14 protein-coding genes are annotated in these 14,371 nt (G+C 65.9%); 13 read left to right on the top strand and 1 reads right to left on the bottom strand.

What is annotated here, in order from left to right; translation table 11 throughout:
• Positions 1–32: 32 nt before the first annotated feature.
• From E6C76_RS09895 to E6C76_RS09845, 11 genes are all read left to right on the top strand, one after another.
• On the top strand, positions 33–800 hold the full coding sequence (locus E6C76_RS09895) for an SDR family NAD(P)-dependent oxidoreductase (RefSeq protein ID WP_136348048.1): 768 nt from the start codon (positions 33–35) through the stop codon (positions 798–800).
• Between the two features lie 199 nt (positions 801–999).
• Positions 1,000–3,498, top strand: a complete 2,499-nt coding sequence (locus E6C76_RS09890; protein ID WP_136348047.1) for a heavy metal translocating P-type ATPase — start codon at positions 1,000–1,002, stop codon at positions 3,496–3,498.
• A 21-nt stretch (positions 3,499–3,519) separates the two neighbouring features.
• Positions 3,520–3,711: a cbb3-type cytochrome oxidase assembly protein CcoS gene (gene ccoS, locus E6C76_RS09885; protein ID WP_136348188.1), complete on the top strand. Its 192-nt coding sequence runs from the start codon at positions 3,520–3,522 to the stop codon at positions 3,709–3,711.
• 370 nt (positions 3,712–4,081) lie between these two features.
• Entirely contained in the window at positions 4,082–5,506 is a 1,425-nt protein-coding gene (gene ccoN / locus E6C76_RS09880) for a cytochrome-c oxidase, cbb3-type subunit I (RefSeq protein ID WP_136348046.1), read from the top strand.
• A 14-nt stretch (positions 5,507–5,520) separates the two neighbouring features.
• Positions 5,521–6,156, top strand: a complete 636-nt coding sequence (gene ccoO / locus E6C76_RS09875; protein WP_136348045.1) for a cytochrome-c oxidase, cbb3-type subunit II — start codon at positions 5,521–5,523, stop codon at positions 6,154–6,156.
• 17 nt (positions 6,157–6,173) lie between these two features.
• Positions 6,174–6,362 carry a cbb3-type cytochrome oxidase subunit 3 gene (locus E6C76_RS09870; RefSeq protein WP_136348044.1) on the top strand — a complete coding sequence of 63 codons (189 nt, stop codon included), beginning with the start codon at positions 6,174–6,176 and terminating at the stop codon, positions 6,360–6,362.
• Entirely contained in the window at positions 6,355–7,245 is an 891-nt protein-coding gene (ccoP, locus tag E6C76_RS09865; protein WP_136348043.1) for a cytochrome-c oxidase, cbb3-type subunit III, read from the top strand. The genes E6C76_RS09870 and ccoP overlap by 8 nt, the downstream gene beginning before the upstream one ends.
• A gap of 90 nt (positions 7,246–7,335) precedes the next feature.
• Positions 7,336–8,769 carry a cytochrome c oxidase accessory protein CcoG gene (ccoG, locus tag E6C76_RS09860; RefSeq protein ID WP_136348042.1) on the top strand — a complete coding sequence of 478 codons (1,434 nt, stop codon included), beginning with the start codon at positions 7,336–7,338 and terminating at the stop codon, positions 8,767–8,769.
• 3 nt (positions 8,770–8,772) lie between these two features.
• Positions 8,773–9,297, top strand: a complete 525-nt coding sequence (locus E6C76_RS09855; RefSeq protein ID WP_136348041.1) for a FixH family protein — start codon at positions 8,773–8,775, stop codon at positions 9,295–9,297.
• A 26-nt stretch (positions 9,298–9,323) separates the two neighbouring features.
• Positions 9,324–9,467, top strand: a complete 144-nt coding sequence (locus E6C76_RS09850) for a DUF3149 domain-containing protein (protein WP_136348040.1) — start codon at positions 9,324–9,326, stop codon at positions 9,465–9,467.
• A gap of 337 nt (positions 9,468–9,804) precedes the next feature.
• Positions 9,805–10,479 carry an alpha/beta hydrolase gene (locus E6C76_RS09845; RefSeq protein ID WP_136348039.1) on the top strand — a complete coding sequence of 225 codons (675 nt, stop codon included), beginning with the start codon at positions 9,805–9,807 and terminating at the stop codon, positions 10,477–10,479.
• Positions 10,480–10,558: 79 nt separating this feature from the next.
• Here E6C76_RS09845 and E6C76_RS09840 read toward each other — a convergent pair whose 3' ends face one another.
• Positions 10,559–11,002 (bottom strand): universal stress protein, encoded by a 444-nt coding sequence (locus tag E6C76_RS09840; RefSeq protein WP_136348038.1) that lies wholly within the window; start codon positions 11,000–11,002, stop codon positions 10,559–10,561.
• Positions 11,003–11,099: 97 nt separating this feature from the next.
• On the opposite strand from E6C76_RS09840, the gene E6C76_RS09835 reads away from it, so the two are divergent.
• Both E6C76_RS09835 and E6C76_RS09830 read left to right on the top strand, forming a co-directional pair.
• On the top strand, positions 11,100–12,509 hold the full coding sequence (locus E6C76_RS09835; RefSeq protein WP_136348037.1) for an MBL fold metallo-hydrolase RNA specificity domain-containing protein: 1,410 nt from the start codon (positions 11,100–11,102) through the stop codon (positions 12,507–12,509).
• A gap of 184 nt (positions 12,510–12,693) precedes the next feature.
• Positions 12,694–14,331, top strand: a complete 1,638-nt coding sequence (locus E6C76_RS09830; protein WP_136348187.1) for a PHA/PHB synthase family protein — start codon at positions 12,694–12,696, stop codon at positions 14,329–14,331.
• Positions 14,332–14,371 lie beyond the last annotated feature (40 nt).

Below are 14,371 nucleotides of genomic sequence, written 5' to 3'. Positions count from 1 at the left end.
GATTCCGGCTGCCGGCAAGAGAGGAGCGGGCAATGCAGATTCAAGACAGAATTTTCGTGGTCACCGGCGGTGGCTCCGGGCTGGGCGCGGCCAGCGCGCGCATGCTGGTGGAGGCGGGCGGCAAGGTGGTGCTGGCCGACGTCAACGTGGAAGCGGGCGAGCGGCTGGCCGGCGAACTGGGCGCGGCCGCGCTGTTCGTGCGCACCGACGTGAGCGACGAGGCCAGCGCCAGGGCAGCCGTCGAACGTGCCCAGGACGCCTTCGGCGGCCTGCATGGTTTGGTCAACTGCGCCGGGGTGGCGCCGGCCGAGAAGGTGGTGGGGCGCGAGGGCGCGCACCGCCTGGAATCCTTCGTGCGCACCATCCAGATCAACCTGGTGGGCAGCTTCAACATGCTGCGTCTGGCCGCCGAGGCGATGAGCAAGGCGGAACCGGACGAGGGCGGCGAGCGCGGGGTGATCATCAGCACCGCCTCGGTGGCGGCCTTCGACGGGCAGATCGGCCAGGCCGCCTATGCCGCCTCCAAGGCCGGCATCGTCGGCCTGACCCTGCCGGTGGCGCGCGAACTGGCGCGCTACGGCATCCGCGTGATGACCATCGCGCCGGGCATCATGGAAACGCCCATGCTCGCCGGCATGCCCGCCGAGGTGCAGGACTCGCTCGGCAGGATGGTGCCCTTCCCCTCGCGCCTGGGGCGGCCGGCGGAGTTCGCCGCGCTGGTGCGCCACATCGTCGAGAATGCCTATCTGAACGGCGAAACCATCCGCCTGGATGGCGCGATCCGTATGGCCGCCAAATAACAGACGGGCGCATTGCACCCGGCGTGCCGGTGCGTCGAGGGTGGTATGGCGGGGAGGGGCATGCGCGCACCGCGCCGGATTGCGCGAACCTTTGCGGCCGCACATTGGTCAGGGTTTGGAAATGTGCTAAAAGTGCGCTTCTCCATTTTCCCGACCCGGTTTTTTGCCTCGTGCCGGTCCGGGCGCATCTTCCCCCTCAATGAACACAGCCAGCGAAACCGTTCCGCCTGCCGACCCCGCCGCTGCCGCCGGGGAAGATCCCGACTGTTACCACTGCGGTCTGCCGATTCCCCAGGAAACCCGGCACTACGTGCGCATCGACGGCCAACCGCGCCGCATGTGCTGCACGGGCTGCGAGGCGGTGGCGCAGTCCATCGTCGATAACCAGCTCACCGAGTACTACCGCCATCGCGACGCGATGCCCGAGTCGCGCCGCGAGGCGATGCCCGAGGAATTGCAGGAACTCGGCCTGTTCGACCACCCCGATTTCCAGAAAAGCTTCGTGCGCCCGGTGGGCGAGCACGAGCGCGAGGCCTCGCTGATCCTCGAAGGCATCACCTGCGCGGCCTGCGTGTGGCTCAACGAGCAGCACGTGGCGCGCCAGCCCGGCGTGCGCGCCATCGACATCAACTACGCCACGCGGCGCGCGCGGGTGCGCTGGGACGAGCGCGAGATCAAGCTCTCCGACATCCTCGCGGCGGTGCAGGCCATCGGCTACCGTGCCTATCCGTACGACGCCGAGCGCTCCGAGCAGGTCGCCCACCGCGAGCGCCGCTCCATGCTGTGGCGGGTGTTCGTCGCCGGCTTCGGCATGATGCAGGTGATGATGTACGCCGTGCCGGTATACATGGCGGGCGAGGGCGAGATGACCGGCGACATCGAGCTGCTGATGCGCTGGGCCAGCCTGATCCTTACCCTGCCGGTGGTGCTCTATTCCGCCGCGCCCTTCTTCCAGCGCGCGCTGCGCGACTTCCGCCTGCGCCGCCTGGGCATGGACGTACCGGTGGCCATCGGCGTGGGCAGTGCCTTCCTGGCCAGTGTGTGGGCAACGCTGTCCAACGGGCCGGAAGTGTATTTCGACTCGGTCACCATGTTCGTGTTCTTCCTGCTGTGCGGGCGCTACCTGGAAATGCTGGCGCGCCAGAAGGCGGTGCGCGGCGTGGAGGAAATGGGCAAGGTGCTGCCGGTGTTTGCCGAACGCATCGGCGCCGGCGGCGAGGTCGACAAGGTGCCGGTGTCGCAACTGGTGCCCGGCGACCGCGTGCGCGTGCGTCCGGGCGAGGTCATTCCCGCCGACGGGGTGGTGGCCGAGGGCGAGAGCCAGGCCAATGAGGCATTGCTCACCGGCGAGAGCCGTCCGGTGGCGAAGCGCCCGGGCGTGGAAGTCACTGGCGGCAGCATCAACGTGGCCAGCCCGCTGCTGATCGAGGTGCGCAAGGTGGGCGACTCCACCCGTCTGGCGGCCATCCGCCAACTGATGGACCGCGCGGCGGCGGAAAAGCCGCGCATCGCCACGCAGTCCGACCGCGTCGCGCGCGTGTTCATCGTTGCGCTGCTGGTGCTGGCGGCGGTCACCTACGTGGGCTGGCAGTTCATCGATCCGGAGCGCGCATTGTGGGTGTTCGTCTCCGTGCTGGTGGTGGCCTGCCCGTGCGCCCTGTCGCTGGCCACGCCGACCGCGCTCACCGTGGCCACCGACGCGCTGGCGCGCACCGGCGTGCTGATCACCCGCGGGCACGCCATCGAGGCGCTCGCCGGCGCCAACCGCTATGTGTTCGACAAGACCGGCACGCTGACGTACGGGCATATGCAGGTCGACGCGGTCGAGGTGCTGGATGCGGGCGGCGAGCCGCGCGCGCGCGCACTGGCCGCCGCGCTCGAACAGGCTTCCGAGCACGCGGTGGCCGCCGGGGTGCGGCTGGCCGCCGAAGGCCTCGAACTGCCAGCGGTGGCGGAGGCGCGCGCGGTCACGGGGCAGGGGGTGGAAGGGCGCGTGGAAGGGCAGGTGCTGCGCATCGGCCGGCCGTCCTTCGTCGCCGAATTGAGCGGCGTGCCGGTGCCCGACTTGGTGGGCAGGTTGGAGGCCGGCGGCGGCACCGTGGTGGCGCTGGGCTCCGTGCAGGGCTGGATCGCGCTGTTCCGGCTGGCCGACGTGCTGCGCGAGGACGCGCCGATGGTGTTCCAGCGTTTCGCCCAGGAGGGCATCCCGACCGCGATCCTGTCGGGCGACGCGCCCGCAGCAGTGGGCGCGGTGGCGAAGCGGGTGGGCGCCGTTGAGGCGCATGCCGGCATGACGCCGCAGGACAAGCAGGCCTGGGTGGAAGCGCGCCAGCGCGAACCCGGGGCGTTGGTGGCGATGGTCGGCGACGGGGTGAACGATGCGCCGGTGCTGGCCCAGGCCCATGTGTCCGTGGCGATGGGCGGCGGCACCGATCTGGCGCGCAACCAGGCCGACGTGGTGCTGCTCTCCGAAAGCCTGAGCGGCCTGTCGCGCGCCATCGGGCTGTCGCGGCGCACCCTGGCGGTGATCCGCCAGAACCTGTGGTGGTCGTTCACCTACAACTTCACTTCGGTGCCGCTGGCGATGATGGGGCTGATCACGCCGTGGATGGCCGGCATCGGCATGGCCGCGAGTTCGCTGCTGGTGGTGGTCAATGCGCTGCGCCTGCAACGCGTGCCTGGCAATCCGCCGCGCTGAGGAATACAGATGGAAGGCTTGATCGGCAGTCTCTATATCCTGATCCCGCTGTCGGTGCTGCTGGTGTTCGTCATCGGCCTGATTTTCTGGTGGTCGGTGCGTTCCGGGCAGTTCGACGATATGGAGGGGCCTGCGTACCGGCTGCTGATGGACGATCGCGATCCGCCTCCGCAGGACGACGGAAATCCGGAGGATCCGCCGAAAGACAAATAGACGAAATCCGCCGCAAAGGTGGGAACCTCCGCGCATTTGATCTAGGTCAACGCGGGGGGCGAGGATTAAGGCACACTGGGCGCATGGTTATTCACGGCACGCGGCCCTCGGGCGGCGGGTCTGTTTTACCGGATTTTTGTCTCTCTGTTGGGGTTGGGGGTGCGTTTGACACGCACCCTTTTTTTTCGTCCACGGCCCCGCCGGCTCGCGCAAGTGAGCGCGCTTTCATGACCCATCGTGGTGCAATACAATGTTGATCTGCATCAAGTTCAGGTTCCGTTCGCGGCGTATCCTTCCCCCGGTCGATTTCCGGGTAGGTGCCGCGAAGTCGGAGGGATCTACAAGGGGTTTTCAATCAAAGAGGTGACTCATGCAATCGCAAGCGACTTATAACTACAAAGTCGTGCGCCAGTTCGCCATCATGACGGTGGTGTGGGGCATTGTGGGCATGCTGGTCGGCGTGATCGTCGCAGCACAGCTCGTATGGCCCGAATTGAGCGTTCACGAATGGCTGTCCTATGGACGGCTCCGTCCGCTGCATACCAATGCGGTGATCTTTGCGTTCGGCGGTTGTGCGCTGTTCGCCACGTCGTACTACATCGTCCAACGGACCTGTCACACTCCGCTGTTCGCCCCCGGCCTCGCTGCGTTCACGTTCTGGGGCTGGCAGCTGATCATCGTGCTCGCGGCCGTCACGCTGCCGCTCGGCTTTACCTCCGGCAAGGAATACGCCGAACTGGAATGGCCGATCGACCTGCTGATCGCCGTGGTGTGGGTGTCCTACGCCATCGTGTTCTTCGGCACCATCGTCAAGCGCAAGGTCTCGCACATCTACGTCGCCAACTGGTTCCTGGGCGCGTTCATCCTGACCGTCGCGCTGCTGCACATCGTCAATAGCGCCGCCATTCCGGTCAGCCTGACCAAGTCCTACTCCGCCTATGCCGGCGTGCAGGACGCCATGGTGCAGTGGTGGTACGGCCACAACGCGGTGGGCTTCTTCCTGACCGCCGGCTTCCTGGGCATGATGTACTACTTCGTGCCGAAGCAGGCCGATCGTCCGGTGTATTCCTATCGCCTGTCGGTGGTGCACTTCTGGGCGCTGATCTTCACCTACATGTGGGCCGGTCCGCACCACCTGCACTACACCGCGCTGCCGGACTGGACCCAGTCCCTCGGCATGCTGTTCTCGCTGATCCTGCTGGCACCGTCCTGGGGCGGCATGATCAACGGCATCATGACCCTGTCGGGCGCCTGGCATAAGCTGCGTACCGATCCGATCCTGAAGTTCCTGATCACCTCCCTGTCGTTCTACGGCATGTCGACCTTCGAAGGCCCGATGATGTCCGTGAAGACGGTCAACGCCCTGTCGCACTACACCGACTGGACCGTCGGCCACGTGCACTCCGGCGCGCTGGGCTGGGTGGCGATGATCTCCATCGGTTCCATCTACTTCCTGCTGCCGCGCCTGTACGGCAAGGCCGAGATGTACAGCGTCAAGCTGATCAACACCCACTTCTGGGTGGCGACCATCGGCGTGGTGCTCTACATCGCCTCCATGTGGATCGCCGGCGTGATGCAAGGCCTGATGTGGCGTGCCACCAACGCCGACGGCACCCTGACCTACTCCTTCGTCGAAAGCGTGAAGGCCAGCTATCCGTTCTGGACCATCCGTCTGGTCGGCGGCGCCCTGTTCCTCGTCGGCATGCTCATCATGTTCTACAACATGGTGAAGACGATCGCCGGCCAGAAGGCATACAACGCCCCGGTCGTGGCTCCCGCTGCCGCTCACGCCTAATCGGAGATACCAACATGGCTCAATCGAAGCACGAGAAAATCGAGCGCAGCGTATTCCTGATGATCGTCCTCACGCTGCTCACCGTCAGCGTGGGCGGTCTGGTGGAAATCGTTCCGCTGTTCTTCCAGAAGTCCACCACCCAGGCGATCGACCAGAAGGGCAACACGCTCAACGTGAAGCCCTACGATCCGGTCCGCCTGGTCGGTCGCGACATCTACATCCGCGAAGGCTGCTACAACTGCCATTCGCAGATGATCCGTCCGTTCCGCGCCGAAACCGAGCGCTATGGCCACTACTCGGTGGCGGGTGAGTTCATCTACGACCATCCGTTCCAGTGGGGCTCCAAGCGTACCGGTCCGGATCTGGCCCGCGTCGGTGGCCGCTACTCCGACGAGTGGCAGCGCATCCACCTGCTGAACCCGCGCGACGTGGTGCCGGAATCCAACATGCCGGCCTACTACTGGCTGGACCGCCCGGCCAAGGTCGCCGACATCCAGGCCAAGATGCGCGCGCTCAATCTGGTCGGCCTGCACAAGTACAGCGAGGAAGAGATCGCCGCCGCCCCGGCCGCGGTGGAAGGCCTCACCGAGCTGGACGCTGTGGTGGCCTACCTGCAGGGTCTGGGCACCGCGCTGCAGAACGTAAGGTAAGGGGTTGAGGAAGCGCCGTGGAACTGAACGATTTTCGCATTCTGGTCACCGTCGTCGGCTTTGTCTGCTTCGTGGGCATCTGCATCTGGGCCTGGAGCAAGCATGCCAAGGCGGGGTTCGACGAAGCGGCGCGGCTGCCTCTGACCGATGACGATCCGCCGGTCCAAGAGGACCGGCAAGGCAAGGAAGGAAATACAAATGGCTGACTTTGTTAGCGGTTTCTGGAACGTGTATGTGATGGGCCTCGTCGCCCTGAGCCTGCTGTTCTGTGTAGTTGTCCTGGTCGCCAACATGACCAAGCGCCCCGAGAAGGTCGAGGTGCAGGGCCACGTGTGGGATGAGACGCTGCAGGAGTACAACAACCCGCTGCCGCGTTGGTGGTTGTACCTGTTCTGGGCCACCCTGATCTTCTCCGTGGTGTATCTGGCGATCTTCCCGGGCTTCGGCACCACCAACCAGCACCGTGGGCAGATTGCCCAGTACGAGGCTGAAGTGGCCCGCGCCGACCAGCTGTATGGTCCGATCTTCGCCCGCTTCCAGGAGCAGGATCTGCTGGCGGTCGCCGCCGATCCGGAAGCCAACGCCATGGGTCAACGCATGTTCCTGACCTACTGCGCGCAGTGCCACGGTTCTGCCGGTACGGGGGCCAAAGGCTTCCCGAACCTGACCGACAGCGCGTGGAACTGGGGCGGTGAGCCGGAAACCATCAAGACCACCATCCTGCACGGGCGCATCGGCGTCATGACGCCTTTCGGCTCGATTCTGAGCGGCGAGGAGATCAAGGACGTCGCCAACTACGTGCGTTCCCTCTCCGGTCTGGCGAATGATTCCCTGCGCGCCCAGCGCGGCAAGGAACTGTTCGACCAGCAGTGCGTGGTCTGCCACCAGGCCGACGGCACCGGCAACACCCTGCTCGGCGCGCCCGATCTGACCGACAGCGCGTGGCTGTACGGTTCGTCCGAAGCTACCATCATCGAGACCATCACCAACGGTCGCCAGAACCAGATGCCCGCCTTTGCCGACTTCCTCGGCGAAGCCAAGGTGCACATCCTGGCTGCCTACGTGATCAGCCTCAGCAAGGGCCAGTAAGGCCTAGTCAGTGCTAGAAGCTTCCATCCCCGGGGGAAACCCCGGGGATATTTCAAAGTAGAACAATAAGAATCTACTAATAAAGCGATCATGAACAGCACAAACCCCAAGCCCCAATCGGCCGGTTCCCCCAAACCGCCCGACAATAGCAACGACACCTTCTACGCCGCACGCAAGAAACTGCAGGTCCGCTCGGTCAGTGGCATGTTCGCCAACTGGCGCTGGGCGCTGGTGTGGATCACTCAACTGCTTTTCTACGGGCTGCCGTGGCTGGTCTGGAATGACCGACAGGCAGTCCTGTTCCATTTGGTGGAGCGCAAGTTCTACGTCTTTGGCTGGGTGTTCTGGCCGCAGGACGTGTTCTACCTCGCCATCATCCTGATCATCTCGGCCTACGCGCTGTTCTTCTTCACCGCGATCGCTGGGCGCCTGTGGTGCGGCTACGCCTGTCCGCAGACGGTCTATACCGAGATCTTCATGTGGATCGAGGAGAAGATCGAAGGCGATCGCAATGCCCGCATGAAGCTCGACAAGGCGCCGATGAGCGGGCAGAAGCTGTTCCGGCGCGGCTCCAAATACGCGGTCTGGGCATTGTTCGCGCTGTGGACCGGCTTCACCTTCGTGGCCTATTTCTCTCCGCTGCGCGAACTGCTGCAGTCGGCCGTGACGTTCAGCTTCGGTCCGTGGGAACTGTTCTGGATCCTGTTCTACGGCGGCTTCACCTACCTGTTCGCCGGCCTCCTGCGCGAACAGGTATGCAAGTACATGTGCCCGTACGCGCGCTTCCAGGGGGTGATGTTCGACCCCGATACGCTGGTCATCACCTACGACGAGGAGCGCGGAGAGCCGCGCGGCACGCGCAAGAAGGGCATCGATCCCCGGGCCGAGGGCAAGGGCGACTGTGTCGATTGCGGCATCTGCGTGCAGGTCTGTCCCACGGGCATCGACATCCGCGACGGGCTGCAGTACGAATGCATCGGCTGTGCGGCCTGTATCGACGCCTGTGACCAGGTCATGGACAAGATGCAGTACCCGCGCGGACTGATCCGCTATTCCACCGAGAATGCCCTGAAGAAGCACTGGGGCATGCGCGAGATCCTGCTGCACGTGCTGCGTCCGCGTACACTGATCTATGGTGGTATCCTGGCGGCATTCTGCGTGGCCCTGGCCTGGGGGCTGGCAACCCGCTCCACGCTGCGGGTCGACATCATCCGCGACCGTGCCGCACTGGCCACCGAACTGGCCGACGGCACCATCGAGAACGTCTATCGCCTGCAGGTCATGAACATGACCGAAGGGCCGCGCAGTTTCGAAGTGCGCGTGGGTGGCCTGGATGGCGCGGTCATCCGCGGCACCGGCCGGGTCGAGGTGGCGCCCGCCACCACCCAGGCCGTCACCGTGCAGGTGGCGGTGCCGCCGAGTTCCGGCAAGCCGGGAGCCAACAAGCTGCATTTCGACGTCCAGGCCACCGACGATGCCTCGGTCGCCGTCCGTGAAGAAACCACCTTCCTGATGCCTCACTGACCCATGAACACGCTCGCCACTTCCACTTCCTCCCCCACCAAGCCCGAGCCCTGGTACAAGCAGTTCTGGCCCTGGTTCCTGCTGGCCATTCCGGGTACCTCCATCATCGTCGGGGTGGCCTTTCTCACCGTGTCGATCAAGACCTGGGATGGTCTGGTGGTCGATGATTACTACAAGGAAGGGCGGGCGATCGTCATGACCATCGACCGTCTGGCGCTCGCCGGCACGCTCGGGCTGAATGCCGCCATGACGATTCGTGATGACGTGCTGCGCGTCGAGTTGAACGCCACGGATGCGGCCAGTGTGCCGGATGTGATCCGCCTGACCATTTCCCATCCCACCCGGGGCGGGATGGACCAGGAACTGGTGCTGCGCCGCCACGGCGGCGTATTCGCCGGGGTCATCGAACCCCTGAGCAAGGGGCGATGGCTGTTCCAGATAGAAGATGAGTCCCGCAGCTGGAGAATGAACGGGGCCGCGTACCTCCCGACAGAGACGGAAATCAGGATCGATCCAACCAGTTCCTAACCGTCCTTTGTTAAAGGAGATTCGCCATGGCATTGAATGAATTGCTGACCACGGACATCGGCCTGCTGAGCCTGTTCACCATCGGTTTTGTGGTGGTGATGGGTGCGTACATCTACCGCTACGCGGTGCGCAAGATGGCCGAAGACGCCAAGAACGCGGAGAGCAACTAAGCTTCAAGGCATGGCGGTGCGCACCGTGAGTTCTCGCGGTACGCTCTGCTGAACGGCGACGGCCCGCTGGCATCGGGGCCTTGAGTCGATGACAAACCCCCGGTCTCCGGGGGTTTTGTCTTTCCGGGCGGGATGAGGTTCGCAGGTCTGCGCAGCTTTGCAAGCGTTCCGCAGGCAATGCCCCCGCGGTTGTCGAGGCGGGTGATGTGGCGCAAGCGCGCAGGCGAGAGCTATGCTTACGGCGCCCAGTGAGAACGACCGCCCGACGCCGGCCACGAGGCCTTGTGCCAGACGGTCTCCTATTTCAGCAATATCCGCCCAATACAACCGAGTCCACATGCGTCCCGAATTCCTGCCCGACCGTATCGAACTGGAAACCGCCGGTGAGCCGACCCACGCGTTGATCTGGCTGCACGGACTGGGCGCGGACGGCAGCGATTTCGTGCCGGTCATTGATGAACTGGGCCTGCCGGCGGGCACGGCCCTGCGCTGCATCTTTCCCCACGCGCCGCTGCGGCCGGTGAGCTGCAATGGCGGTTACGTGATGCGCGCGTGGTACGACATCCTCAGCCTCAGCCCGCAGGAGCGCCGCATCGACAATGCCGGGCTGCTGGAATCGTGCGCCACGGTGGAAGCCTTGATCGCCCGCGAAGCGGAGCGCGGCATCCCCGCCGCGCGGATCGTTCTCGCCGGCTTCTCGCAGGGCGGCGCGGTGGCCTACACGGCCGCGTTGCGCCGGCCGGAAGCGGTGGCGGGCGTGGTGGCCTTATCCACCTACATCCCCAGTCCGGGGCTGCTGACCTGCCTCGCGCAGCACGCGGCCCTGCCGGTGTTCGCCGCACACGGCGACGAGGATGAAGTCGTCTCGCCGGCCCTCGGCCGGGCCGCCAGGGATTGCCTGGAGGCGGGCGGATTGCGGCCGGCGTGGCACACCTATCCGATGGGACATCAGGTATGCCTGCCGGAGCTGCGCGATCTGGGGAACTGGCTCACGGCGCTGCTGCGCGGCTGAACCGTCCCCCGAAAACGACAAGGCCTCCCGCTCGGGGAGGCCTTGTCCACGCACCGCAATGCAGGCGTCGCGGTGATGCTCAGCGGTAGACCAGCACCGGCGTCTTGCTGTGGGTGAGCACCTTCTGGGTCTCGCTGCCCAGCAACAGCCCGGCGATGCCGCGACGGCCGTGCGAGGCCATGAAGATCAGGTCGCAGCCGAGGCGGTCGGCGGCGTCGATGATGGCCTCGTAGGGCACCTCATTGACCACCGTGTCGGTGCCCGCGGTGACGCCTTCGGCCTCGGCGGCGGCCTTGGCCTGGGCCAGGATGCGCTGCGCCTCTTCCTCCGTGGATTTGGCGAATTGTTCGGGCGTGGTCGGGTCGATCAGCGCGCCTTCGCCGTAGATCGGCATGGGGAAGTCCGGCTGGGCATAGAAGAAGGTGATCCGCGCGCCGGCGTCACGGGCGAAAGCCACGGCCCGCGCCACGGTGCTGTCCGACAGCGGAGAACCGTCGGTGGGTACGAGCAGGTGTTTGAACATGGCGGTGTATCCTTACGCTGACTGTGGTGATTCATTATACCGAGCGTGCCGGCCGCCGGGCGACCGAGGCCCGGCGCGCGTTGCGGGAGAGGCCTGGATGAGATTGAGCTTCCATGGGGCGGCGGGCGAGGTGACCGGTTCCTGCGCCCAGCTGTGGTACGACGGTGGCGTCGGGTTGATCGACTGTGGCTTGTTCCAGGGCGGACGCAGCGCGGCGCGCAAGAATCTGCACGCGCTCGATTTCAACCTGCGCGAGCTGGATTTCGTGCTGCTCACCCATGCCCACCTCGACCACGCCGGCCTGCTGCCGCGCCTGGTGGCGCTGGGTTATCGCGGGCCGGTGCATGCCACCGAGGCCACGGTGGATCTGCTGGAAATCATGCTGCTGGATTCGGCGCATATCCAGGAGAAGGAAGCCGAATGGGCCAACCGCCACGAGCGTGCCCGCCACCTGCGCAGGGGCTGGGATGCCGCGCCGCTGTATACCGTGGCCCAGGCGCTCGACAGCCTGAAGCGGCTGCGCCCGCAGCCCTACGGCAAGACCTTCGAGCCCGCGCCCGGCGTGCGCTGCACGTTCCACGAGGCCGGGCACATCCTCGGCTCGGCGATCATCGAACTGGAGTTGCGCACCGGCGGCCGGCCGCGCACCCTGGTGTTCTCCGGCGACCTCGGGCAGCCGATGCGCCCCGTGGTGCGCGATCCGGCGGTGCTCCACCAGGCGGATTACCTGTGCGTGGAGTCGACCTACGGCAATCGGGCGCACCGCTCGATGGCCGAAACCGAGAACGAATTGTGCCGCGCCCTCAACCGCACGCTGCGCGACAAGGGCGGCAATGTGATCATTCCGGCCTTTGCCGTGGGGCGCACGCAGGAAGTCATCTTCGTGCTCGCCAACCTGGTGCGGCAGGGCAGGGTGGGGCCGCTGGAGATCGTCGTTGATTCGCCGATGGCTTCCGCCGCCACTGCACTGACCATGCGCCACGATGAACTGTGGGATCGCGAGACGGGCGAACTGATGGCCTGGGCGCGCCAGCACCCCGGCCGGATCAACGTGCGTTTCGTGCAGGACGTGGAGGAATCCATCGCCCTCAACGAGCGGCGCGGCGGGCTGGTGATCCTGTCCGCCAGCGGCATGTGCGACGCCGGGCGCATCAAGTACCACCTGCGCAACAACCTGCCGCGCCCGGAATGTTCGGTGGTCATCGCCGGCTTCCAGGCCGGCGGTTCGCTCGGCCGCCGGCTGGTCGATGGCGCGCGGCAGGTGACCCTGTTCGGCGAGCGTTTTCCGGTGCGTGCGGACATCTACACCATCGGCGGCCTGTCGGCGCATGCCGACCAGCCCGCGCTGCTCGACTGGCTGCGCAACTTCGGCCCGCCGCCGCGCCGCACTTTCGTCGTGCATGGCGAACAGAGCGTCGCCGAGGCCCTGGCCGGCGCCATCGGCGGGACGCTCGGCTGGAACGGGGTCGAAGTGCCGGTGGCCGGAGAAATCTACGAATTACCGTGACATGCGCCGATTGCCATCCCCCTCGTGCGTAGCGCATGATCGGCCGGATGGCCCGAGCGCCGTCCCTGGTCCGCAAGGAGGTGAGCCGATGAAGCATTCCACGAGTCCGACCCCGCCCGAAACCATCCGCAAGGCCTTGCGCGAGATTCACGATACGGTCGAAGGTGGTATCGATCCGCTGGGCATGACCGCCCCCATCGTGCACGCCAAGCTTGCCTGGCTGGCGCACCCGCAGGAACTGTCCGTGCGCATGGCCAGCCTGTCCGCCGACCTGTGGCGCCTGCAGGCGCACACCTGGCGGCGGGCGCTGGGCCTGCCGAGCGAGGACCCGGTGACCCCGCATGCCGACGACACGCGCTTTGCCGACCCGGTATGGACGGATTCGCCCAGCTGGGATCTGGTCAAGGAGTGGTACCTGGCCTTCACCCACCACCTGCAGGACATGCTCTACGACACCCCGGGGCTGTCCGACAAGGAGCGTCGGCGCGCGGCCTTCTGGTGGCGCAAGTGGCTCAACATGGTGGCGCCCACCAATTTCTTCTGGACCAACCCGGTGGCCATGCGCAAGGCCGCCGAAAGCGGGGGCGAAAGCCTGGTGAAGGGCTTGCGCAATTTCCTCGAGGACATGAAGGCCGGCAATGTGCGCATGACCTCGCCGGAGGATTTCAAGGTCGGCGAGAACCTCGCCACCACGCCGGGCGAGGTGGTGTTCCGCAACCGCTTGCTGGAGGTCATCCACTACGCGCCCACGCAGGCGCGCGTGCATGCCGAGCCGGTGGTCATCGTCACGCCGTGGATCAACAAGTTCTACATCCTCGATCTGGTGCCGAGGAAAAGCATGATCCGCTACCTGCTCGACCAGGGGCTGGACGTGTTCATCACCAGTTGGAAGAACCCCGATGCCTCGATGCGCGACGTGGGCTTCGACGATTATCTGGTCGATGGCGTGCACGCCATCATCGACACTGCGCGCAAGTTCACCGGCGCGGCGCGCGTGCATGCGGCAGGCTACTGCATCGGCGGCACCGCGCTGGCGATGTACATGGCCTGGGCCAACCGGCGCTTCAGGCCGGAAGAGATGCCGGTGGCGGACTGGACCTTGTTCACCACCCTGGTGGATTTCCACAAGCCGGGCGACATCGAGGTGTTCGTCGATGAAGCCAGCATCCGCTACCTCACCGACAAGATGGCGCGTACCGGCTTCCTGGACGGCAAGGACATGGCCGCCTCGTTCCGCCTGCTGCGCTCCAACAGCCTGATCTGGCACTACGTAGTGTACGGCTGGCTGTACGGCGAGAAGCCGCCGCCGTTCGACGTGCTGTACTGGAACATGGACACCACGCGCATGCCCTACCGCATGCACGCCTGGTACCTGCGCGAGCTGTACCTGAACAACCACCTGGTGCACAAGGACGCGCTGACCGTGGCCGGCCAGCCGCTCGACCTCGGGCGCATCGTGCAGCCGCTGTACGCCGTGTCCGCCGAGGACGACCACATCGCGCCGTGGCAGCAGACCCACCTGGTCACCCGCCACGTCGCCGGGCCCAAGCGCTACGTGCTGTCCAGTTCCGGGCACATCCTGGGCATCGTCAACCCGCCGGTCAATCCGCCCAAGCGCAGATTCTGGGTGGCCGACACGCCGGGCAACGAAACCGCCGAAGCCTGGCGCGAGCGCGCCGAGGCGCGCCCGGGAAGCTGGTGGGAAGACTGGATGGCCTGGCTGAAGCCGCGCTGCGGTGAACTGGTCGAGGCACGTCCGGCGGCCACCAAGTCCTTCCCCAGCCTGGGCGCGGCGCCCGGGCGCTACGTGGTGGAGCACTGAACACGCCCTGGGCCGCTTGAGCCGAATCAAGGCCGGCGCC

Origin of the sequence: Pseudothauera nasutitermitis (genome assembly GCF_004801295.1) — a bacterium.
GTDB classification, from domain to species: domain Bacteria; phylum Pseudomonadota; class Gammaproteobacteria; order Burkholderiales; family Rhodocyclaceae; genus Pseudothauera; species Pseudothauera nasutitermitis.
The sequence above is the reverse complement of the archived record's forward strand: the minus strand, read 5'-3'. Positions and strand labels throughout refer to the sequence as shown.